Origin of the sequence: Chryseobacterium piscicola (assembly GCF_900156685.1) — a bacterium.
Taxonomy (GTDB): domain Bacteria; phylum Bacteroidota; class Bacteroidia; order Flavobacteriales; family Weeksellaceae; genus Chryseobacterium; species Chryseobacterium piscicola.
In genome coordinates, this window is sequence record NZ_FTOJ01000004.1 from 181,344 (window position 1) to 203,572 (window position 22,229).

The 22,229-nt window shown below is 34.3% G+C and carries 22 protein-coding genes; 18 read left to right on the forward strand and 4 right to left on the reverse strand.

The features are described from left to right. Positions 1–35 precede the first annotated feature (35 nt). The 4 genes from BW939_RS08265 to BW939_RS08280 all read left to right on the forward strand — a co-directional run bounded on the left by BW939_RS08265 (position 36) and on the right by BW939_RS08280 (position 3,059). Complete coding sequence (locus BW939_RS08265) at positions 36–482, forward strand: 6-pyruvoyl trahydropterin synthase family protein (RefSeq protein ID WP_076451558.1); 447 nt, start codon at positions 36–38, stop codon at positions 480–482. Between the two features lie 28 nt (positions 483–510). Beyond that, a complete protein-coding gene (locus BW939_RS08270) occupies positions 511–1,278 on the forward strand; it encodes a UDP-2,3-diacylglucosamine diphosphatase (protein ID WP_076451559.1) in 768 nt (255 codons plus the stop codon). 87 nt (positions 1,279–1,365) lie between these two features. Then, positions 1,366–2,349 (forward strand): LuxE/PaaK family acyltransferase, encoded by a 984-nt coding sequence (locus tag BW939_RS08275; protein ID WP_076451560.1) that lies wholly within the window; start codon positions 1,366–1,368, stop codon positions 2,347–2,349. A 164-nt stretch (positions 2,350–2,513) separates the two neighbouring features. Next, positions 2,514–3,059: a hypothetical protein gene (locus BW939_RS08280; RefSeq protein ID WP_076451561.1), complete on the forward strand. Its 546-nt coding sequence runs from the start codon at positions 2,514–2,516 to the stop codon at positions 3,057–3,059. Positions 3,060–3,113: 54 nt separating this feature from the next. On the opposite strand, the gene aqpZ is transcribed toward BW939_RS08280, so the two are convergent. Continuing rightward, positions 3,114–3,827: an aquaporin Z gene (gene aqpZ / locus BW939_RS08285; protein WP_076451562.1), complete on the reverse strand. Its 714-nt coding sequence runs from the start codon at positions 3,825–3,827 to the stop codon at positions 3,114–3,116. Positions 3,828–4,065: 238 nt separating this feature from the next. Here aqpZ and BW939_RS08290 point away from each other — a divergent pair, with 238 nt between their 5' ends. The 13 genes from BW939_RS08290 to BW939_RS08350 all read left to right on the forward strand — a co-directional run bounded on the left by BW939_RS08290 (position 4,066) and on the right by BW939_RS08350 (position 19,589). Further along, a complete protein-coding gene (locus BW939_RS08290) occupies positions 4,066–4,683 on the forward strand; it encodes a DUF5715 family protein (protein ID WP_076451563.1) in 618 nt (205 codons plus the stop codon). Positions 4,684–4,755: 72 nt separating this feature from the next. Continuing rightward, positions 4,756–5,499 (forward strand): hypothetical protein, encoded by a 744-nt coding sequence (locus BW939_RS08295; protein WP_076451564.1) that lies wholly within the window; start codon positions 4,756–4,758, stop codon positions 5,497–5,499. 9 nt (positions 5,500–5,508) lie between these two features. After that, positions 5,509–6,132: a hypothetical protein gene (locus BW939_RS08300; protein ID WP_076451565.1), complete on the forward strand. Its 624-nt coding sequence runs from the start codon at positions 5,509–5,511 to the stop codon at positions 6,130–6,132. 14 nt (positions 6,133–6,146) lie between these two features. Next, entirely contained in the window at positions 6,147–6,884 is a 738-nt protein-coding gene (locus BW939_RS08305) for a sensor histidine kinase (RefSeq protein ID WP_228417162.1), read from the forward strand. Further along, on the forward strand, positions 6,877–7,557 hold the full coding sequence (locus BW939_RS08310) for a response regulator transcription factor (protein WP_076451566.1): 681 nt from the start codon (positions 6,877–6,879) through the stop codon (positions 7,555–7,557). Before BW939_RS08305 ends, BW939_RS08310 begins: the two co-directional genes overlap by 8 nt. A gap of 173 nt (positions 7,558–7,730) precedes the next feature. Next, entirely contained in the window at positions 7,731–8,078 is a 348-nt protein-coding gene (locus tag BW939_RS08315) for a hypothetical protein (protein WP_076451675.1), read from the forward strand. 136 nt (positions 8,079–8,214) lie between these two features. Then, on the forward strand, positions 8,215–10,146 hold the full coding sequence (locus tag BW939_RS08320; RefSeq protein WP_076451567.1) for an ABC-F family ATP-binding cassette domain-containing protein: 1,932 nt from the start codon (positions 8,215–8,217) through the stop codon (positions 10,144–10,146). A 177-nt stretch (positions 10,147–10,323) separates the two neighbouring features. Beyond that, a complete protein-coding gene (locus tag BW939_RS08325) occupies positions 10,324–10,680 on the forward strand; it encodes a hypothetical protein (RefSeq protein ID WP_076451568.1) in 357 nt (118 codons plus the stop codon). A 430-nt stretch (positions 10,681–11,110) separates the two neighbouring features. Continuing rightward, positions 11,111–13,492 carry a TonB-dependent receptor gene (locus BW939_RS08330; protein WP_076451569.1) on the forward strand — a complete coding sequence of 794 codons (2,382 nt, stop codon included), beginning with the start codon at positions 11,111–11,113 and terminating at the stop codon, positions 13,490–13,492. Positions 13,493–13,531: 39 nt separating this feature from the next. Further along, on the forward strand, positions 13,532–14,092 hold the full coding sequence (locus BW939_RS08335) for a hypothetical protein (protein WP_076451570.1): 561 nt from the start codon (positions 13,532–13,534) through the stop codon (positions 14,090–14,092). Positions 14,093–14,231: 139 nt separating this feature from the next. Beyond that, positions 14,232–15,566 carry a trigger factor gene (locus BW939_RS08340; RefSeq protein ID WP_076451571.1) on the forward strand — a complete coding sequence of 445 codons (1,335 nt, stop codon included), beginning with the start codon at positions 14,232–14,234 and terminating at the stop codon, positions 15,564–15,566. 295 nt (positions 15,567–15,861) lie between these two features. Beyond that, on the forward strand, positions 15,862–16,551 hold the full coding sequence (locus tag BW939_RS08345; protein ID WP_076451572.1) for a hypothetical protein: 690 nt from the start codon (positions 15,862–15,864) through the stop codon (positions 16,549–16,551). A gap of 185 nt (positions 16,552–16,736) precedes the next feature. Then, positions 16,737–19,589, forward strand: coding sequence for a M16 family metallopeptidase (locus BW939_RS08350; protein ID WP_076451573.1), 2,853 nt, complete (start codon positions 16,737–16,739; stop codon positions 19,587–19,589). Between the two features lie 192 nt (positions 19,590–19,781). On the opposite strand, the gene BW939_RS08355 is transcribed toward BW939_RS08350, so the two are convergent. Then, positions 19,782–20,366, reverse strand: a complete 585-nt coding sequence (locus tag BW939_RS08355; protein WP_076451574.1) for a DUF3109 family protein — start codon at positions 20,364–20,366, stop codon at positions 19,782–19,784. A 144-nt stretch (positions 20,367–20,510) separates the two neighbouring features. Then, a complete protein-coding gene (locus tag BW939_RS08360; protein WP_076451575.1) occupies positions 20,511–21,416 on the reverse strand; it encodes a DUF6427 family protein in 906 nt (301 codons plus the stop codon). 42 nt (positions 21,417–21,458) lie between these two features. On the opposite strand from BW939_RS08360, the gene BW939_RS08365 reads away from it, so the two are divergent. Then, positions 21,459–21,692 carry a DUF6341 family protein gene (locus tag BW939_RS08365; protein WP_076451576.1) on the forward strand — a complete coding sequence of 78 codons (234 nt, stop codon included), beginning with the start codon at positions 21,459–21,461 and terminating at the stop codon, positions 21,690–21,692. Between the two features lie 65 nt (positions 21,693–21,757). On the opposite strand, the gene BW939_RS08370 is transcribed toward BW939_RS08365, so the two are convergent. After that, positions 21,758–22,195, reverse strand: coding sequence for a universal stress protein (locus tag BW939_RS08370; RefSeq protein WP_076451577.1), 438 nt, complete (start codon positions 22,193–22,195; stop codon positions 21,758–21,760). Between the last annotated feature and the right edge of the window lie 34 nt (positions 22,196–22,229).

The window sequence follows — 22,229 nt, forward strand, 5'->3', positions numbered from 1 at the left end:
TCCAATTTTCTAATCAAATTCTCTATCTTTGCACCATGATACGTATTACAAAAATTTTTACATTCGAGACCGCTCATGTTTTATATAATTATGATGGGAAATGTAAAAATATGCACGGACATTCTTACAAACTTTTCGTCACTGTGAAAGGAAAGCCAATCAATGATCTGGAAAATCCCAAAAACGGAATGGTTGTAGATTTCGGAGATATTAAATCTATTGTGAAAGCAGAAATTGTGGATGTCTGGGATCATTCAGTATTGATCAATGGTGTTTCTCCACACAGAGAAATGGGCGAAGAATTAGAAAATAAAGGTCAGAAAGTAATTTACTGCAACTTTCAGCCTACCTGTGAAAATATGTTGTACGCCATCGCTGCAAAAATAAAATCAAAACTTCCGGTTGATGTTTCTTTGGCTTACTTAAAACTACACGAAACAGAAAACTCTTATGGAGAATGGTTTGCAGAAGATAACCAATAAGTTTTTCCTGAATTAAAAAAAAGAAAAGGTGCTAAAAACAACCATTAATTTAGAACCCGGAAAAAAAGTGTACTTTGCTTCAGATCAGCATTTTGGAGCTCCAAATCCGAAGGAAAGTAAACTGCGTGAGGAAAAATTCATTCGTTGGATGAATCAAATTAAAAAAGATGCGCAGGTTTTATTTTTGATGGGCGATTTATTCGATTTCTGGCACGAATGGACTCACGTTATTCCCAAAGGATACGTACGTGTTCTCGGAAAAATAGCAGAGCTAAAAGACCACGGAATTCAGGTTTATTTTTTTGTGGGAAACCATGATTTGTGGATGAAAGATTATTTGGAAGAAGAAATTGGGTGTACCGTTTTTTACAAAAAACAATATTTTGAAATGGGAGGTAAACAATTTTTGCTCGCTCATGGAGACGGTTTAGGACCAGGAGATAAAGGGTATAAAAGAATGAAAAAGGTCTTTACCAACCCTGTTGCGCAATGGTTTTTCAAATGGCTTCATCCTGATATTGCTATGAAAATTGCTTTGTATATGTCTCAGAAAAATAAAATGATTTCGGGAGAAGAAGACAAGGCTTTTTTGGGAGAAGACAAAGAGTTTTTGATTATCTATTCTAAAAAGAAATTAGAAACAGAAAAAATAGATTACTTTATTTATGGTCATCGTCATTTGCCGATGGTTTTAGATTTGAAAGAAAATTCAAAATACATCAATCTGGGCGACTGGATTTCTTACTTTACCTACGGTGTTTTTGATGGAACTGGGTTTGAATTGAAAGAATATTAACCACGAGTTTCAGAAAGTTTTTTTATAAAGAACAACTTTCTTTGTGAACCTCACGAAAATCCCTTGCAAACTTTGTTGTAAAAAAAAATGGAGCAGAATATTTTTAATATAAAAACGGAAGAAGAATTCAAACAACACTGTTTGGAAACCTTTCGCTATCAATACGAAAACGTTGAAGTTTACAGGAAATTTGTTGATTATTTAAGGATAAATCCGAATGATATTGTTGAGGTAGAAAAAATTCCTTTTTTGCCCATTGAAATGTTTAAAAATCATCAAATTTTAGATAAAAATATTTCAACGAATTTATTTTTTCAAAGCTCCGGAACTACGCAGATGAATCTTTCTAAACATTTTATTGCAGATGAAAAAATGTATCAAGATAGTATTTACAAAAGCTTCGAGCAATTCATTGGAAAGCCTGAAGATTTTATTTTCTTGGGATTATTACCAAGCTATCTAGAGAAACAAAATTCGTCGCTTATTTACATGGTTGATTTTCTAATGAAGAAATCAAACAAACCTGAAAACGGATATTTTTTGTACAATCACGAAGATTTATTTCAACTTTTAAATGAATTAAAGAATAGAAAAGTGATTCTCTTCGGTGTTTCATTTGCCCTCTTAGATTTCCTCGATTTCTGCAACTCCAACGCTCAAACCCTCCAATTCTCAAAATTTCTGACAGTTATCGAAACAGGTGGTATGAAAGGAAGAAAAGAAGAAATGACCAAAGACGAATTGCTGAAAATTTTGCAGGAAGGTTTGAAAACAGATAAAATTTATTCAGAATATTCTATGACAGAATTGCTTTCACAAGCTTATTCTTTAGGTGAAAACATCTATCAATGCCCAAACTGGATGCGGGTTTTGATAAGAAATGTGGAAGATCCTTTCAGTTACGAAAAACAAGGAAGAACGGGAGCTATTAATATTATTGATCTGGCAAATATTCACTCTTGTTCATTCATTGCAACCCAAGATTTGGGGAAAATTACAGATGATCAATTTCAGGTCTTAGGGAGAATAGATCACTCAGATATTCGTGGTTGCAGTCTCTTAATCAATTGATTGGGATTGAGGATAGAAAGTAAGATTGTTGGAGATTGAAAAAGTTCAAGGTTTGTAAGCTCAACTTATTTCTCACCTGAAATCAAGCTAATAATTGTCAATTTTTTCCTTTAATTTGAAGTGTTTTATTTAATACTCACCCTAAAACCCCCTCGCTCTCAAACATGTTAAAGATAGAAGAACTTGTTCACGCCTACATTCATTCTCAATGTGATTTTGAGAAAGAGATTGTGCTGACCAACCATTTTCAGGCAGATTGGGAAGCTGATATTTTAATTATCAATGCGGAAGGTTTCAGTCATGAAATTGAAGTAAAACTTTCTAAAAGTGATTTTAAGAATGATTTTAAAAAATCTTACGTCAACAGTTCTACAGGTGAAAAATTCCTGAAGCATGATAAAATCTGCTGTGGCGATTATATTTGCAATGCCTTCAGTTTTTTACTGCCTATGGGAATGATTGAGCATTCCACAATTCCTGAGCATTGTGGGATTATCGAATTTTATCACAATGTAGACTCCTGGGAAACGGAATTTTATCTCATCCGACAACCAAAAAAAGTACACGAAGATCTGTATTGGAATCTTACCGATAAAGATTTGTTCATCCGAAAAATGGCGTTAAATCTTTTATATAGAAAAATGGAAATCAAAGGAAAACATGAAGAGCTGATCTTTAAAAATCCTTTCGAAATCAAGAAAGCAAAATAAAAAATCCTGCTTAAAATAATTTATGCAGGATTTTGATTTTTAGAATAAATAATCTTAAGCTCTTTCTGGTCTTTCAATCAGTAAATTATAAGTGAAAGCTGCAGCAATACCCCCCAAAACCGGAGCCGCAACAAACAGCCACAATTGTGAAAGTGCCTGACCGCCCGCAAAAATCGCTGGTCCGATACTTCTTGCAGGATTTACAGAAACCCCCGTGATTTTTATTCCAACAATATGAATTAAAACCAAAGCCAATCCGATTGCCAATCCGGCAAAACCTCCATTGATGTTTTTGGTAGAAGTAGATCCCAAAATTACCATCAAAAAGATGAAGGTGAAAATAAATTCAGCTACAAAAGCTGCGGTCATATTGTATTGATCAAGATATCCTGTTCCCCAACCGTTGGATCCTAAAGCCCAAGGTCCCATTGCAGCACCAGGATGGTTGGTGAAAATAAGGTAGAGAATTCCTGCTCCTAAAATAGCTCCGATTATTTGTGCAAGTATGTAAACTACTGCTTCACTCATTTTCATTCTGCCCGCTGCTACCATTGCAATAGAAATAGCAGGGTTAATATGGCATCCGGAGATATGCCCTATTGCATAAGCCATCGCCACAACGCTAAGACCAAATGCGAAGGAAATTCCTAAAAGACCGACGCCTGTGGTACCGTCTGCGCCAGCGATTACTGCGCTTCCGCAACCCATTAGTACAAGTACCATAGTGCCGATCATTTCGGCAACAAATTTTGAAGTGTTTGAAATCATTTTTTAATGTATTTTTAAATTAGAAAGCTAAAGTACAAAAATTAATAATTTGTTTTTTATTTATTTTAAATATTTTATTTTAAATGTTTGTGGTATTTTTATGGTTAAATATTTATTTAATTAACTAAATTTAATATAATATATGCAAACGTAAATTATTATGGTTTTATAGCATATTAATATATTTGACGACTCCAAAAACTTTATTTTTACGTTACCAATTTTAAAATGATCCAAAATGAAGAAGCTTTTTTACCTCATTGCTATCATTACTTATCAAATATTTTACAGTCAGGCTGCAGAGAAGACAATTTCTTGTTATGATTTAAAGGAAATTTTAAAAGTGGAACCAACGCTTCTTTACAAGCCTCATTTGGACGCGGCCAAAAGTTTTAATGTGAAAATTCTTAAAAACTCTTCTACTGTTACAAAATACATCAACAAGGGAAAATTTCATAAGGTAAAAAAGTCTGGCGCAGGATTTCGGGTGCAGAAATTAGATTACAGTAGGCCTTGGCTGGTATCAAAAGCAAGTTTGAGTCTGGAGCGTATTGGTTTAAGATTTAGTAAAAATACGGGTGGTGCTCATTTTATAGTAACTTCTGTTACCAGAACATTAGAAGATCAATGCAGATTAAGAAAAGTAAATTCTAATGCAAGTTTAGGAGTGAGTTCTCATAATTATGGGAATTCTTTTGATATATCTTATGTGCGTTTTAATGGTGTTTTAAAAAGCAATCCCAAATTGGAAGCAGCCCTCGAAAAAGTGCTTGAATATTATTATAAAGAAGGGAAAATTTTATATATCAAAGAAAAACAGCAAAGTTGCTTCCATGTGACAGTAAAAAATCATTAAATTTCTGCACTCTGTTTGTATAGCTTGTTTAGAATTGGTACTTTTATACAAAACTAAACATAAACTATTGCAATGGGTAAACTACAGCCTGAACAGTATAATGCTGCTGTTCAAAAATGGCGGATATGCCGTGAAAATCTTTTAGAAATTCAATCTCTTTTTAAAGAAAACTCAGTTTTTGCCCTTTATCATTCACAAATTATTGAACTTCAAAATTACAATAGAAATAACGATTTTTGTGTAGAAATTGGAGTTTCAGAAAACAACGAATTGCTTATGATTCCCGTGCCGTTAGACGAAAATGGTCATCCTATAACATTAGAGAGTTATGGGTTTTCGGTATATGCTTTATTGCAAGAAGATCTGAATCTTAATGAAAAACAGACTTATACAGTCGTTAAAAAATCAGTATTTTCTAAATCAATGCGAAAAATAGATCACGATGCAGATGTTTTTTTTCCAGTTGTAAATAAACCTGTGATGGAGCAGGATAAAGCAGTAGATTCTATAGAATCTTGGCAAAACAATGCTAAAGACTGGTTCTATGCAGAGCACAAACAGAGTAAAGGCAAAGATATTTTTACAAAATTCTATGTTCCTGCAGGCAAAATATTAATAGCAGAAAGCGGAATTATGTTTTTTTGCATATTCGGGTTAAAATACTCTGAAATTTATCAGAAACAACTTCCTGCGCTTATTTTTATTTCAGCTCCAGATCAATTAAGTAATCAAAGTATTGAAATAGAATCTAACACTTTCGACTACGCAAAACCTTGTCCGCCGCTTTGTAGTGTTATGGATTTGGGAGTAAACTAAATAAGTGTAATGTCTACTTTTTATACTATTTTTTTAAATATCAATTACATTTTACTTTTCATCAATTCTGTTTTGGGTTTTGGGAAGTTTGGTTATTTCGCAAAAAAAGAAAAAATGTATATTTTTTATATTTTTTTTCTTTTTTTAATTGAAATGACTGTTTTTGTGCTAACTACAGGTTATGAATTTAAGGATCTCTCTTTCATGTATCCTATTTACATCGCAGGAGAATTTTTTCTTCTCACAAGCCTTTTTATAGGAAAACTAAATGTAAATAGACTTTTTATAGCTTTGCCTGCTTTATTGGCCACTGCTTTTTGGATTGTAGTGTTTGGGTTAAAAATAAAATTTAATCATGATATAGCAAAAGTAATTTCAAATATCATCATCATTTGTTTGGCTGCAATATTTTTGATTATGCAGATCAAAAAAGTGAAAAAAGTAGAGAGGTTTGTTTTGGTAGATGCAGGGATATTTTTTTATTATTCTGTATCTATACTCATTTTTGTAATACAATCTCAGCTTAAAAACCTTTCATTGGAAAGCGTGTATTTAATTACAGGTATCAATTGTTTTTTTGCTGCAGTGTTGTATAGTTTAATTACATATACTTTTGTAAAATTAAAGAAGTAACCTTAAATATAAAATTGCTTGGTTTAATAATTGTGATGCTCGCAATTATCGTTTTTTTTATTTTGCTTGCCTACAAAACTTTTGTAGACCGCATTATTAAAGAAAAAGATGACCAGAATTTAGCTAAAATTCAACATCAGAAAGATCTAGCTCTGGAAAACGTGAAAGCGCAGGAGGAGGAAAGGAAACGCATTGCAATTGCGGTACATGATGATTTAGGAAATCGCCTCAACATCTTGTCTTTATGGTTACAAAATATTGAAATTGAAGACGAAAATGCTTCAAATGTAATTTCGGGTCAAATTAAAGAATTGGTAGATTCTACAAGGAAAATTTCGCATAGCCTTTACCCTGTCAATCTAGAGAAATTAGGATTTATATTGTATGTGGAAGAGTTAATAGCCAATCTTTCCAATAAAGTAGATATTACGCTCTTTCAAACAAAGCCTTATCATAAAAAAAACATTTTTGTGGAAGTGCAGATTTACCGAATTATTCAAGAGTTTACAACGAATGTAATAAAGCATTCTGGTGCTTCTGAAGTTAAAATTATTGTGCGAAATTCTGAAAGAGGGCTTTTTGTTTGTATATCAGATAACGGAACCGGATTTGATTATGAACAAGTGAAAAAAGGAATGGGAATAAAAAATATAGAATCCAGACTTCAATCTATGGATGCTTTTTTTAAATGGAAAAGTGTTATAGGGAAAGGCAGTAGACTAATTATTAAAATACCTCTCAACAATGAATGAAATTATAAAATTAGCTTTAGTAGACGACGAACAGCTGATTCTTGAAGGGGTAAAAATGCTCCTTTCAAGTGATAAAGAAATCGAAGTAAATTTGATGGCAAATAATGGGGAAAGTTTTCTACAGGCTTTAAAGCAAATTCCTGCAAAAGATTTCCCAAACGTGGTTCTTAGTGATATACAAATGCAGCCGATGGATGGTTTTCAGCTGGTAGATATTTTAAAATCCGAATACCCAGATTTGAAAATCATTATACTTTCTTCTCATTATAAAACCTCGGTTTTTGGTCACATGATAAAGATGGGAGTTTCTGCTTTTTTACCTAAAAATTCAGATAGAAAAACATTCATTGACGCTGTAAAAACGGTTTATAAAAACGGTGTTTATTTCTCGGAAGAAGACCTTAAAATGCTCATTACCTACAAAGGAAATGCTTCTAAACAAAAAACACTTTTTGATTTGGAAGATGACCTTTCAGAAAGGGAAAAAGATGTTGTAAAGCTTATTTGTCAAGAATTTACCAATAAAGAGATTGCAGATAAATTATTCATTAGTCCCAGAACTGTGGAAAGCCACCGGCAGAGAATTGTAGAAAAGCTGGGTGTGAAAAATTCAATAGGCATTGTGGTTTACGCTATTATTCATAATATTTTTGAGCTAGATAAAAAATACTGATTCCGTAGAAATGCGGAATTTTTTATTTGGTAATTTATACGCTATGAAAAGTGTTTTTTGTGGCGTTACTTTGTCTTGTTCAAAAAAAATAGAAGCTTCAAAAAGAAATGAACAAGGTGAAATCTGAAAAACCTAAACAGAGTAGGAAACTAATAATCAAAAATCACAAAATCATGTCTTATTCAGTTGTAACTATAGTCAATTCAACATCTTTTAATGCAAAAGGTCATGTGAATTATGTAAGCGTTTTCTGCTCAGATGACGATTATAGTGTAACTACAGGCGCTACATGGAGTGCTTCAAGCAGAGGAATTTGTCTCTTGAAAGATATATCTGCAGAAGTAACAACGCCGCAAGGAGTAATAAAAGCAAAATCTTTTCACGATTCTATCGGTACAAGTGACAGTAGATTTGCAATTATTCAAACCGGACCATTGGTATTTGAGGTTACAAAAATTGTAACTCTTGCAAAAAGTGAATTACCAGAAAATTATACAGAGCCAACTTTGCAACAAAATTAATTGTTTTTATTAATAGCTGTTTTAGAGTCGTCTTTTTGGCGACTCATTTTTATTTTTAGTAAAATCTTATTTTTTCCGTACTTTTGCACCCGAAAAAGATTCAGATTCATTATTCACTTTTTAATATTCATTTCAAATGCTTTCGGTTCAAGGTTTAGGATTACATCATTCAGGAAATTATTTATTTCAAAACGTCAATTTTACAATCAAAAAAGATGATAAAATAGGTTTGGTAGGTAAAAACGGAGCAGGGAAATCTACGCTTCTGAAAATGCTTTCCGGAGAAATTACTTTCTATGAAGGCAACGTGGTTCCCGAAGGAAGTATTACCATAGGATTTCTAAAACAAGATCTTGATTTTGTGAAAGGAAGAACCGTTTGGAACGAAACCATGCAAGCTTTTGAACAAATCAACGCCTGGAAAGATGAATTAGAAGAAATAAATCACCAGTTGACTGTAAGAACAGATTACGAAAGCGACGCTTACACAGATTTAATCAATAGAATGACCGATCTTAACGACCTTTTGATGCACCACGATGCCTATAATTTGGAAGGAGATATAGAAAAAGTATTATTCGGGTTAGGTTTTAAAGCAGACGATTTTCAAAAAATCACCGATGAGTTTTCTGGAGGTTGGAGGATGAGAATAGAACTGGCTAAGCTACTTCTTCAGAAAAATGATTTAATGCTTCTGGATGAGCCTACCAACCACTTGGATATGGAATCTATCATCTGGCTAGAAAACTTTTTAAAAGATTACCCAGGGGGAATTCTTCTGGTAAGTCACGATAAACAGTTTATGACTGCCGTTTGCAATAGAACCTTTGATGTAAATAACAGAAAAGTAGATGATTATAAAGCCAATTATTCTAAATATTTGGTAATGCGTGAAGACCGCCGTGAGAAATTGGTTCAGGCTAAGAAAAATCAAGATGCAGAGGTGAAGCAGATGGAAGATAATATCAATAAATTCCGTGCAAGTGCTACAAAAGCATCTTTTGCTCAATCTTTGATTAAAAAATTAGATAAAATAGAACGAATTGAAATTGATAACGAAGATGTTTCAAAATTCAATATTCGTTTTGTACAGTCACAAGTTCCCGGTAAAGTTATCTTCGAAGCTGAAAATCTTGGGAAATCTTACGGGCAAAAACAAATCTTTGATGATGTAGATTTTATTGTACAGAGAGGTGACAGAATTGCACTTCTAGGGCAAAACGGACAAGGGAAAACTACTTTAGCTAAAATTCTTTCGGGAGACATAAAAGATTATTCAGGTAATTGGAACTTAGGTCACAACGTGAATATTGGTTACTTTGCACAGAATCAGGAAGAAGTGTTAACGCCTAATAAAACCGTTCAAGAAGAAGCAGAAGATGCTGCAACCGAAGAAACAAGACCAAGAGTAAGAGATTTATTAGGGTCTTTCCTTTTTCAAGGAGAAGCAGTAAACAAAAAAACAAAAGTACTTTCCGGAGGAGAAAGAAACCGTTTAGCATTGTGTAAATTGCTTCTACGTCCGTTCAATACGTTGATTATGGATGAGCCAACCAATCACTTAGATATTCAGTCTAAGGAGATTATCAAACTGGCTTTACAGAAATTTGAAGGTACATTAATTGTAATTTCTCACGATAGAGAGTTTTTGCAAGGTCTTTGTGATAAAATCTATGAATTCCGTGATGGTAAAATGAAAGAATTCTTAGGCGACATCAACGAATATCTTGTGTTCAGACAAAAAGAAAGCATCCGAGAAATTTCAGCAGAAAAAGCAAAACTTCACAGTGATGAGCCCAATGTTGAGGTTAAGGTTAAGGTTAAATCTGAACCAAATATTGAACTTCAGCCTAATGCAATTGTTACTAAAGAGCAGAAAAGCATTCAGAATAAACTGAAGAAGGTTGAAGAAAAAATCTCAGACCTCGAACTAAAGATAGAAGAGTTTGAAGCCTCTTTTACAAAAGAAAATCCTTCTGAAGAAACTTTAGAAAACTATAATAAAACCAAAGAAGAACTTGATCTAGCTTTGCAGGAATGGGAACATCTAGCTACACAGTTGAATTAATTTCAAGAATAAATATTTAAAGATGCACTTAGGTTCATCTTTTTTTTTGTTTTTATCTAGAGTTTTTAATTCAAAATACACAGCTCTGTAGGTGCTTCCGGTTAATAACGAAAAAATCCAACCTCATTTAACATAATATTGCGATTTAATTCTAAAATATATTCTTATTTTTGTCCCATGATTTTTAAGGAAAGCAGACAACTCAAGAGATTGATCTCCAAACTGATGTTTGGGATCTATTTTTTTGCATTGTTTTCATCAAGCTTTCACAGTCATGATACTGCCGATGTTTTTGCGGGATTTAACTTGAAAAAATCAGAAAACTCCATTTCTAAAACAGACGACAAAGAAAAAGCCGGAGATTGTCTTGCTTGTCACTTTTTAGCCACTGCGAATACCATTTTACCAGACGAATTTAGCTTCACTACAATCAAACATACACATGAAGTTGAGCAGATATTAACCCTACAAGAGCAAATCTGGTCACAAACTAAATTTACTTTTCAACTTCGGGGGCCTCCCGCAATTTCATAAATTCTATATTTCTCAAGCGTTAAACCAACTTTGAGAAATCTTTCTTGAATTAATTAAATCTATTTTTTTTCAACGCTTAAGTTTTCGGAATTGAACAACTGTACCCTCAAAATTACAGAACAAACTTCATAAACCCGAAATCTCAGCATGATAACACAGCAGTAGTAAGCAAAAGACAAAACTCAGAAACGTCCATAGAATTTTCTCCTATTGATTATTTGGGCAGCTTTTCCGCCTTCCACTCCCGCTTTTTTGTCATTGCGAACACAGTGTAGTAATCTATCAGACTATTATACAATCGCAATAACAAAAAGAGCTCCGTTCAAGTCGGGCTGCTGTAATTCGCTGTTATAAGAATACATTTTAATCTAATTCAAAAAACACATAAATACAACGTACTTTTTACATTATACATTTTATAAAAATCGTAATGAAATACATCATCAATCTATTGTTGGTCTTTTTCGGATTAGCATTGGTGTCTGCACAGAAATATAGCGTGCAGGGAACTGTTCAAGATTTTCACGATAAAACAATGCTCGAAAACGCTGAGGTAAAAATCGGAAATTTCATATCTAAAACCGACAAAAACGGACGGTTTTCATTCCCCAATCTTCCCGCTGGAAAATATCAACTTGTTGCCAAGCATCTACTCTGCAATGACTACACTGAAAATGTGGAAATAAACAGAGATCTGCATCTGGTAATTATTTTAGAACACCACGTAGGAGAAATTCAGACCGTTACCATTCACGGAAGACACAGAACAAAAGGTTCTGTAATAATAACAACTTTAGATAAATCTGAAATTGAAAGAAATTCTACCGAAAATCTAGGAAATCTTTTGTCAAAAATTTCCGGAGTTTCAACCTTGAAAACCGGAAATAATATTACAAAACCAGTCATTCGAGGTCTCTACGGAAGCAGAATTTCTACACTCAACAACGGAGTGAAAATGGCAGAGCAAGAATGGGGAGTAGAGCACGCTCCCAATATAGATGTGAATGATTTTGAGCATATAGACGTCATTAAAGGTGCATCGGCATTGAAGTTTGGCAATGAGGGAGTTGGCGGAGTAGTGATTTTAGAACCTTCAATTTTGCCTAAAAAAGACACCATCTTGGGGAATATCAGATTGTCTGGGATTTCCAATGGTAGAGGTGCAGAAATAGGTGCCAGCGTAGCAAAAGCCTGGAAGAACCAATGGTTTGTAAAAACAGGTGGAACCTATAGAAAAACCGGAGACCAATATGTGCCTCACAACACATTGCAGAATACCGGACAGGAATTTAGTTCCTTTAATTTTTCTTTCGGAAAGCAAAGCTTTATTCAAGGATTTGATGTGGCATACAGCGGAATCAATCAGGAATTTGGAATCTACAGAGGAGCGCATTTGGCTAGTCCAGAAGATTTCTACAATGCCGTGAATTTCGGGCAGTCTTATTATCTAAATAATTTTACACATGATATAGACAACCCAAAACAAGAAGTGATGCATCACATTGTTAAAATTTCTGCATACAGAAGATTTGCAGATTTTGGCAAACTTACATTCCAATACAGTTTTCAGCTCAACAGAAGAAAAGAATACGACATCAGAAGAGGAGAACTAAGTAATCTACCATCAATGGATTTAAGATTAATAACCCATTCTGCAAGTTTGGTTCATCTTCTCGAACGTGCCAATTGGAGTTTGGAAAGCGGAATTTCAGGAGCGTTTCAAGATAATTTCCCCAATCCAGCCACTAAAGCAAGACGACTAATTCCGGATTATTATCGTTATGATGCCGGTGCATTTTCCGTTTTTAAATACAGATTCAGTTCAAAACTCAATGCGGAAGCTGCTGTAAGATATGATTTTAGCAGATATGATGCCTACAAATATTATGATTCAGACAAATGGAATGATAATTACTCAGAAATTTTCCCTGAGTTTTTCGTCAATGAATCGGGAAGCAGAACTTTAACAAGACCTATCCTCGATTTTCATAATTTCTCGGTCAATCTTGGTTTAGATTACAAACCTTTTGAAAATTTAGAATTAAAACTGAATCTCTCAAGAGCAGAAAGAACCCCCAATCCGGCAGAGCTTTTCTCAGACGGATTGCATCATTCGGCGGCAATCATGGAAGAAGGAAATTTAAACATCAAAAAAGAAACAGTCTACAATGTCAATCTTTCATTAGATGCTCAGTTCAATGTTTTGAAAGGTCTTCATATTGAAGCCAATCCGTATTTGATGATATCTGATAATTTTGTTAATCAAATCCCTACAAGTGTTTTAAATACCAACCGCGGCGTTTTTCCTGTCTGGTCTTATCAGCAGATTAAAGCGAGGATTTTTGGAATAGATGCCGATGCAGAATTATCAATTTCAGATCATTTAAAATGGAAATCAGGATTCAGTATTCTGAAAGGTGATGATTTTTCAAATAACGAACCGTTGATTTTGATGATGCCTGCAAAACTGAGAAATTCTGTTCAGCTAAGTTTAAACAAACCTAAAAATTTCTACATCAATCTGGAAAACGAAAATACATTAAAACAAAATCGTTTCCCAATCAGAAATCTTCCGGTGACGTTTATAAAAGAGGGCGTAGAACGAAGTGAGACAGTAGATTTCAGTTCCACTCCTGCAGCGTTTTCTCTTTTCAATGTTTCTATGGGTGCAGACCTCGCTAAAAATCTGAATCTTAATCTCAAAATCAGCAACTTATTCAACACAGAATACCGCGAGTATCTCAACCGCCTCAGATATTATATGTATGAGCCAGGAAGAAATTTCGTGGTTACTGTAAAATACAATTTCTAATTATTATTATTATTATTAAAACTTAAATTTAAATTTAAAATGAAAAAAATATTCAACATTACATTAGTTTTATTCGCAGCACTATTCATCTTCTCTTGTAGAAATGACGACGACGCAGTTCCGGAAGATGTACACGAGCACGACGAGATAGGGAGAATAGTTTTGAAGCTTACCAATAAGACAGATGCTGCAGATGTACAGACAGTAAATGTAATTTCCGGAGTTGCAGACGCTCATTTGCATTTGCACGCAGGAGATACTTACTTTGCTGAACTGGATTTCCAGATCAAACATGATGATCATTACGATTCTACTGATGAAATTATGGAAGAAAAAGACCAGCACTTCATCACGTTCGCCCCGGCAAATGCTGATATCGTTGTTTTAAGAGCAGCAAACGATATCGTAAGAACAGACGGACAAAAATTAGGCTTGAAATCTGAATGGAAAATCAATTCTACACAGACAACAGGGAAAATGAATGTCAAATTAATTCATACTCCTACTTCAGTTAATCAAAATTATCCTTCAGCTACCAACCAATTAGGGCAAACTCAAGGAGGAGAAACAGACGTAGATATTACAGTAGATGTACATTAAAATCTTATTCAGATATAATTTAATATCACAAAAAGACATTATTTCGGTAATGTCTTTTTATTTTAACGTATTATAACAAATGGAATCGCTTGTTTTAATAAAAAATTCATATTTTTGCAACCTAAAATTTTAATCGATAATGAACGTTACAGCTCAAAATCATGATGATGTAAGTGCATTGCTTACTGTTACATTAGAAAAATCTGACTACAAAGATAAAGTAGAAAAGCAGTTGATGAACTATGCTAAGAACGCACAGGTTCCTGGTTTCAGAAAAGGAAAAGTGCCGTTGAGCATGGTTAAAAGACAATATGAAGCAGGTATTGCTTTCGAAGAAATCAACAAGCAGGTTTCTGATGCTCTTAATAATTATGTAAACGACAACAAACTGAGATTGGTAGGTCAGCCTGTTCCTCAGCCGGTAAACGAATTCAACCACAATGCAGAGAAGATTGAAGTGGCTTTTGAAGTTGGTTTCGAACCAGAATTCTCTATAGATCTTGCTAAATATGAAGCACCTCACTACAAAGTAGAAGCTTCAGACAAAGAAATCAGCAAGAGCATTGAAAATATGCAGAAGCGTTTCGCAGAGCAAGAGCCTCAAGAGAAAATGGGTGATGATTCTTATGTAGCTTTAGAAATTACTCAGGTAATTGAAGAAGGTGCAGAAGGTGAGCACAACCACGCTCCGAAAAATGCGGTAATTAATGCTGAAAATAAGGCAGCTTTTGAATTGGTGAAGTCTTTGGATATGGACGGTTCTGTAAAAGTTTCTAAAGAAACCTTAGCAGAAAACGAAGATCTTGCAAAAGAATTAGGTTTCTCAAAAGAAGAAGCTGAGCATTTACACCACGCAGAAGTTGAAGTAAAAGTAAAAGATTTCTACAGCTTGAAATTAGCTGAGCTAAACCAAGACCTTTTTGATAAAGTGTACGGTGAAGGAAACATTACTACAGAAGAAGCGCTTAAAGAAAAAGTAAAAACTGAATTAGACGAATATTTCCAGCAAAATGCAGACGTACACTTCGTAAACAAAGTGTTGGAGCAGATTACTGAAAAAGAAGAAGTGAAACTTCCTGAAACTTTCCTTACGAAATGGTTGGTATTCTCTAATGAAAACATCCAGACTGAAGAGCAGGCAAAAGGAATTTTGGAAGCAGAAAAAAATCAATTGAAATACCAGATCATCGAAGGTAAACTGATGTCTGAAAATGATGTGAAAATTGATTATACAGATGTTCTTGGACAAGCTGAGCAGTTGGTAAGAAACCAGTTGGCAATCTACGGAATTCACCACTTAGGTGACGAAGAAATCCAGAAATATGCTGTTGAAATGCTGAAAGACCAAGAGCAGGTAAGACAATTGTCTTCTGAAGTGGCTATGGCTAAGTTGAAAGACGTGATCCTAGAAAAAGCGACTAAAAAAGAAACTGCCATCTCTCACGACGAGTTTTTGGAAGAATTGAAGAAATAATTTTATCTTTTAAAATATTTCAAAACCCACCGCTTTGGTGGGTTTTGTTGTTTGTACTAGATATTGCTGATTTCGCTGCTGCGAGCGTTCCGCTCATGCCGGCTTTTTAATTTCAGCAGGCCTCACAATTGTTTTTTTTGAAAGTTGTTGCTCCAAAGTCGAGAGAATCTTTGCGCAGCCAGTGGTTTTCTACGAATCTCTATAGCCCCAAGTAAGACGAATTTTTGTGGTACAAAGCAACTCTTTCTCTGCAATTCAAATTTCATATCTTTACTTCACTAAAATTTAATTTAAAATGAAAAAAATTATTCTTCCATTTATATTGGCTGTCACACTTTCGGCACCTTTAGCAGCGCAGAAAACTTCTGTAAAAGCGGAAACATCTTCAGCAAAATCTCAAATAAGTGCCCAAACAGTAATCGATAATTATAGGGCAGCTCTTGGTGGTAGAGAAAAGCTTGAAGCGGTGAAAACCGTAATCTTAGAAAACACAATGACTGTACAATCTATGGAAATCAAAATGACGACCAAGAAGATGGGCAACAAATTCAAGTCTGTACAAAGCGTGATGGGGCAAGAAATGACACAGGTTTTTGATGGCGTAAAAGGTTATTTTGAGCAAATGGGAACTAAAATGGATATCCCGGCAGATAAAATAGAGGATCTAAAAAAATCTAAAGTCATAGATGCTCTAAGTTATGATGCTTCTACTTTTACAGCTGTTACATCAGAGCAAATAGATGGCAAAAAATACAATATTTTGAATTCTGAAAAAGGAAAATTTTTCTTTGATGCCAATACTGGTCTTTTGTATAAATCTGAAACTAAAGAGGGAAATGCAATAATAAAAAATTATATAACCGTAGACGGAATAAAATTCGCTGAACAGATTGATGCAGAAGGAAACGGGCAGCAAGTAAAGATCATCACTACAAAAGTTATGCTTAACTCTGGCGTGAGTGATGCAGATTTTAAAATCAACTAAACTTATTTTGAAAAGCTAAAAACTTTATTTTAATGTTGTAAAGTGCTTATAATGAACCGGGATTTTATTCCGGTTTTTTTATTTAACTAAATTTTAACTCATGCTTGGGGTTGATTTTCTTTTACACGTGAATAATTTATTTAATTTTATCTCGTTAAAAAACAACAATTAAAAACAACAAAAGCATGAGAAAAATTTTATTATCAGTTGCTGCAGTAGTTCTGATGTCTTCTATTTCATTCGCGCAGAATATCCCATTGGATCCTTCTGTAAAAACAGGTACTCTTCCAAACGGAATGAAGTACTACATCAAAAAAAATAATTTACCGGAGAAAAAAGTAGACTTCAGATTGGCTATCAACGCCGGATCTATCTTAGAAGATGAAAACCAGAGAGGTCTTGCTCACTTTATGGAGCATATGAACTTCAACGGAACCAAAAATTTCCCAGATAACAAATTAGTAGATTTTCTACAGTCTATCGGAGTGAAATTTGGTCAGCACCTTAATGCCTACACAAGCTTTGACGAAACAGTTTACATGCTTCCAGTACCTCTAGACAAGCCAGAAAATCTTGATTCGGGTCTTAAAGTAATGGAAGATTGGGCATTCAACGCAACGTTGACTGACGAGCAGATCAACAAAGAAAGAGGGGTTGTGTTGGAAGAGCTAAGATTAGGTTTGGGAGCAGATAAAAGAATGAGGGATAAATATTTCCCAAAAATGCTTTACAAATCACATTATGCCGACAGATTGCCTATTGGTACAAAAGAAGTTCTTCAAAACTTTAAGCCGGATGTAATCAGACAATTCCACAAAGACTGGTACAGACCAGATTTAATGGCATTGGTTGTGGTAGGAGACATCAATGTAGATGAGGTTGAAAAGAAAATTAAAGAAAATTTCAGCAAATATAAAAATCCTTCAAAACCAAGAGAAAGAAAGATTTATGATTTACCGAACCACCAAGAGACTTTAGTGGCAATAGAAACCGATCCTGACGCTACCAACTCTATGGTACAGTTCATGATGAAAGATACGGAGTCTTACCAGCCGGATGTCACGGTACAGCAGTATAACCAAAGCATGGTAGAAAACGTTGCCACTACAATGTTGAATAACCGTTTAAGGGAATTGATCAACTCTAATAATCCACCGTTTACTTTCGGATCTGTATATCATGGTGGTGTAGTGGGAAGAACCAAGGAAGCATTCCAGGGTTTTGCAATGGTAAAAGAAGGAAATCAAATCAACGCTTTGAAAGTGCTTTTAGAAGAAACCGAAAGAGCAAAAAGATTTGGCTTCACACAAAGTGAATTAGACAGAGCGAAGTCTCAGATTATGTCTAATATAGAAAGATCTTACAATAACCGCGACAAAACAGAAAGCGATATGTTGGTAGACGAGTACGTAAGAAACTTTCTGGAGAAAGAACCAATGCCGGGAATTGCCTGGGAATATGAAGATACCAAAACGTTTTTGCCAACAGTAACACTAGCTCAGACCAATGACATCATCAAGAAGATGGTGAAAGAAGACAGCAGGGTAATCATCATTACTGGTCCAAAAAAAGACAATGTGACGATGCCTACGGAGGCTTTAGTCCTTAAAACTTTCGATGATGTAAAAGTAGCTGATCTTAAACCTTACGAAGAAAAAGCAACCATTAAGAATTTAGTAAAACCATTCAAATCTGAAGGTAAAATAGCTAAAACTGAAACCGATGCTCAATTGGGTACAACAACGTGGACGTTGAGCAACGGCGCAAAAGTAACTTTTAAAAAGACCGATTTTAAAGATGATGAAATTGTGTTCTCTGCAAGAAGTTTAGGAGGAAATTCATTGTTAAATGATACAGATTATAACAATACTCAGTTTGCTTATCAGGCTTTAAGTGAAGCGGGTGTGGCAGGTGCTTCTAAAGCAGATCTTACAAATTATTTAGCAGGAAAACAAGTAAGTGTAAATCCTTACATCAGTGGAACTTTAGAAGGTGTTTTTGGGAGATCTAGCCAAAAAGATTTAGGTACTGCAATGGAATTAATGTATGCTTATTTCACTAATCTAAATTACAATCCTGAAGCATTCAATGCTTATAAAATGAAGCAATCTGCGATGTTGGATAATCTTTTGTCTAATCCACAGACGTATTTTGCAAGTGAGCACGCTAAGTTTACGAATCAGAAAAACCCAAGATTTATAGGTCTTATTCCAATGGAGAAAGACTGGGCGGCAACGAACTATAAAAAAGCGTACGATGTTTACAAAGAGAAATTTGCCAATGCAGGAAACTTTCATTTCTATTTTGTAGGAAATATTGATGAAGCCAAATTTAAGAATGAAGTTGTACAATACATCGCAAGTCTTCCAACTACAGGAAAAACCACTACTTTCAAAGATACGGGGTACAGAAGCATCACAGGAGATCATACCAAAGTCTACAAAAAAGGAAAAGATCCTAAGAGTATGGTGCAAATTGTTTATTCAGGAGAAACTCCTTACAACGAAAAAGAGGCTTTGGCACTTGCAGCTTTAGGTGAAGTGGCAACCATCAAAGTGATTGAGAAATTAAGAGAAGACGAAAGCGGAATCTATGGCGGTGGAGCCAGAGGCGGAATGTATAAAGTTCCTTTCGGAAATTATAACTTCAGTCTAAGTTTCCCTTGCGGACCGGAAAATGCAGATAAACTAACGAAAAGTGCTATCGCAGAACTTCAGAAACTGATAGACAAAGGTCCTGAGCAAAAAGATCTTGATAAGTACAAAGAAGGCGAAATGAATGATTATAAAACAGACATCAAAGATAATAACTATTGGATGAATGCTTTATCTAAAAACCAATTGGACGGAAGCGATAAGTATGAAATCTTAAATTATCAGGAGAAAGTAAAAGCACTTACGGTAAAAGATCTACAGGATGTTGCTAAGAAATATCTGACTAAAAACAGAGTAGTTGCAACTTTAATGCCAGAAGATGGGTGGGAAAGTGCTCCTAAAAAAGAAGCTGCTGCAACAGTAAAAACTACCGCAGTAAAATAATCTTAGTCGATTATAGATGAAAACAACCGCAGAAATTTTTCTGCGGTTGTTTGTTTATTGTAATGTTTTGTTCCTAATTAAAACATTGTATGCAATCTTATTTTTATTAAATCGTGCCGTTAGAACATCAGGAAATTTTAAATTAAAAAGTAGAATTTATCTATTCGCTATCTATCAACCAAAAACCAACAACTATTTCCCATACTCCTTCTTCCATTCCTCAGCAACTTCGCTCAGAGTAGTATAAAAATCTTCTCCGTATTTACGTGTTAGCGGTGTTTTTAGGAATTTATAAACGGGAACTTGAAGTTCTTTTCCTAAAGTACAGGCATCACTGCAGACGGTCCATTCATGATAATTTAAAGCAGAAAAAGTAGAATATTCTGTAATTCTGATAGGGTATAAATGGCAGGAAATTGGTTTTTGCCAATCAATAGCACCATCTTCGTAAGCTTTTTCTATTCCACATTTCGTGATACCTCTTTCATCAAAAGTGACATAGGCGCATTCACGGTTTTCTACCATTGGGGTAACATACATTCCGTCCATTGGATCGGTAACCCAAGTACCTTGTTCATCTAAAGCTTTTACACCTTCAGCGGTAAGATAAGGTTTCACTTTATCATAAATACGATCTAAAATCTCAAGTTCTTCTTTGTCTAAAGGAGCTCCTACATCACCTTCTACACAACATGCACCTTTGCATTTGCTAAGGTTACAAACAAATTCTTCAGAAAAAATATCTTCAGAAATTAATTTATCATCTATTTGAATCATAATCTTTTATTAAGTAAATCTGAAAATAGGCTTAGCCTATTTTCTGTCGCAAAATTATCAAAAGTATTGCTTGAAAAAAAGAAGATACGCTAGTTTAGAACCAGTCTTTCTTATATTCTTAGATTGCTTTTTTGAATTTAGTTTTTAAATTAAATTGAGCTGCAGTAAGGCTCTGTAAGAAACTAAACTGGCAATAATAATCCACAAACTTGCTTCTTTCATCCAATATTTAGGCAAAAACCTCAGCATTCTGCTCAGAATAATCGTTACCGGAAAAGCAAGAAGCAGAAGATATTCATAATTCTTGTTCATGTACAAAATTACTGTTAAGAGCTGCGCCAAAGAAAATACGAGCAAAAAGGTGTACTTATAACGGCTTATCGGGCTTTTCTGATTGTAATATTTGAAATGATCATACACAGCATACATCAGCATCAATGCAATAGGTATTAGCGGCATGAAAACGGAAAAGTCTTCTATAATCCACATATTCCCAAATGGAAAATAAATGTCATTCCATTGTTTCAAATCTAAAAAATTGGCAACAGAAAAATAACTTAGAGAAATTAATAAAACTCCGAGTAAAAACCTGAATATATTGAGGCCGATACGCTCTGAAGTCGCAATGACATGGATAAGAACAAAAACAGCCATTGGCCAAGTAGTAGGAAGAAAAATAAAATTAAGTGAAATAATGGCTCCTACCAAAACGTATGATTTTTTTCGAAGATCTTCATTGGTACTGGTAAGTAATAATAAAAGAAAAGAATTGGTAAGTAAAGCTATGGCTACACCAAGATCAACATGACCGGGATAAAGACCGAAAATAAAAAATGTGTAGAGCAGAAGTGGTAAATGTGTGTGATAATTCAGTGCAATACTATTAAAACAGAAATAAGCTAGAGCAACACCAAAAAAAGTAATAGCAGTAGTAGTAGCGCCTAAAGTACTGAAATCAAGAATGTTAAATATGATTACAATTAAAAGAAGAAAACCAATGTAAACTGGTATTGAAAAAATATTGCTTTCTTTTGAAAGTAATCTAAACATTTTTTATAAATTTGTGCAAAGTTAATTTAAAAAAGGAAAATAATGACGTCTTTCTTTCTATTCTTAAGCAAAGTTTTCAAATGGTCTTTCGAGTTTTATAACACCTTCGGAAACGTATTAAACTGGGTTTTATTTATCATTTGCTGCGTGCTTTTTACGTACTGGTGTTACGTGTTGGTTGTTACTCTTGGAGGAGACAAAGACAAAGATTATTATTCTCCTACAGAAGGAAAACATCCTTATTACGATCCTACGATCTACAAAAAAGAAGGTTAATTAATTGGTTATATAGAAAAAGACCGGTCAAATATTATTTGATCGGTCTTTTTACGTTTATACTTTTATTCATGTATCGGCAATACCAAAACAGGAATTTTAGAATCTTTGGTTATTCCTTTGGTTAAACTACCCACAAAAACATCATAAATTCCGCTTCTGCCATGGGAACCCATTACAATGTAGTCGGCATTTTTAGTGTCGGCATATTCCAGAATAATGTCTTTTGCAATGCCTTGCTTCAGAAGATGCTCACATTCTACACCTTGCGAAAGAATTCTCTGATTTATTTTGTTGAGAAGCACCAGCTCCTCTCTAATTTCATTTTCTTCAATCTCAGGAAAATATTGGTAGCCCATATCGCCGATTGCAAAACCAATTTCCATTGGGGCAACATGAATCAGATTGATTTTTGCTCCCAGCTCTTTTGCAAATTTTATTGCTCCTTCTACTAAGTGTTCTGTTTTATCTCCGAAATCTACCGGCAATACAATGTTGATCATAACTTTAAATTTTTGAGGTTCTTGGTTATTCTAA

What these genes read in the sequence shown, in the direction of transcription:
- BW939_RS08265 (WP_076451558.1), top strand. Translation starts at nt 36, where the DNA reads ATGATACGTATTACAAAAATTTTTACATTCGAGACCGCTCATGTTTTA.
- BW939_RS08275 (WP_076451560.1), top strand. Translation starts at nt 1,366, where the DNA reads ATGGAGCAGAATATTTTTAATATAAAAACGGAAGAAGAATTCAAACAA.
- BW939_RS08280 (WP_076451561.1), top strand. Translation starts at nt 2,514, where the DNA reads ATGTTAAAGATAGAAGAACTTGTTCACGCCTACATTCATTCTCAATGT.
- aqpZ (WP_076451562.1), bottom strand. Translation starts at nt 3,827, where the DNA reads ATGATTTCAAACACTTCAAAATTTGTTGCCGAAATGATCGGCACTATG.
- BW939_RS08290 (WP_076451563.1), top strand. Translation starts at nt 4,066, where the DNA reads ATGAAGAAGCTTTTTTACCTCATTGCTATCATTACTTATCAAATATTT.
- BW939_RS08295 (WP_076451564.1), top strand. Translation starts at nt 4,756, where the DNA reads ATGGGTAAACTACAGCCTGAACAGTATAATGCTGCTGTTCAAAAATGG.
- BW939_RS08300 (WP_076451565.1), top strand. Translation starts at nt 5,509, where the DNA reads ATGTCTACTTTTTATACTATTTTTTTAAATATCAATTACATTTTACTT.
- BW939_RS08310 (WP_076451566.1), top strand. Translation starts at nt 6,877, where the DNA reads ATGAATGAAATTATAAAATTAGCTTTAGTAGACGACGAACAGCTGATT.
- BW939_RS08315 (WP_076451675.1), top strand. Translation starts at nt 7,731, where the DNA reads ATGTCTTATTCAGTTGTAACTATAGTCAATTCAACATCTTTTAATGCA.
- BW939_RS08320 (WP_076451567.1), top strand. Translation starts at nt 8,215, where the DNA reads ATGCTTTCGGTTCAAGGTTTAGGATTACATCATTCAGGAAATTATTTA.
- BW939_RS08325 (WP_076451568.1), top strand. Translation starts at nt 10,324, where the DNA reads ATGATTTTTAAGGAAAGCAGACAACTCAAGAGATTGATCTCCAAACTG.
- BW939_RS08330 (WP_076451569.1), top strand. Translation starts at nt 11,111, where the DNA reads ATGAAATACATCATCAATCTATTGTTGGTCTTTTTCGGATTAGCATTG.
- BW939_RS08335 (WP_076451570.1), top strand. Translation starts at nt 13,532, where the DNA reads ATGAAAAAAATATTCAACATTACATTAGTTTTATTCGCAGCACTATTC.
- BW939_RS08340 (WP_076451571.1), top strand. Translation starts at nt 14,232, where the DNA reads ATGAACGTTACAGCTCAAAATCATGATGATGTAAGTGCATTGCTTACT.
- BW939_RS08345 (WP_076451572.1), top strand. Translation starts at nt 15,862, where the DNA reads ATGAAAAAAATTATTCTTCCATTTATATTGGCTGTCACACTTTCGGCA.
- BW939_RS08350 (WP_076451573.1), top strand. Translation starts at nt 16,737, where the DNA reads ATGAGAAAAATTTTATTATCAGTTGCTGCAGTAGTTCTGATGTCTTCT.
- BW939_RS08355 (WP_076451574.1), bottom strand. Translation starts at nt 20,366, where the DNA reads ATGATTCAAATAGATGATAAATTAATTTCTGAAGATATTTTTTCTGAA.
- BW939_RS08360 (WP_076451575.1), bottom strand. Translation starts at nt 21,416, where the DNA reads ATGTTTAGATTACTTTCAAAAGAAAGCAATATTTTTTCAATACCAGTT.
- BW939_RS08365 (WP_076451576.1), top strand. Translation starts at nt 21,459, where the DNA reads ATGACGTCTTTCTTTCTATTCTTAAGCAAAGTTTTCAAATGGTCTTTC.
- BW939_RS08370 (WP_076451577.1), bottom strand. Translation starts at nt 22,195, where the DNA reads ATGATCAACATTGTATTGCCGGTAGATTTCGGAGATAAAACAGAACAC.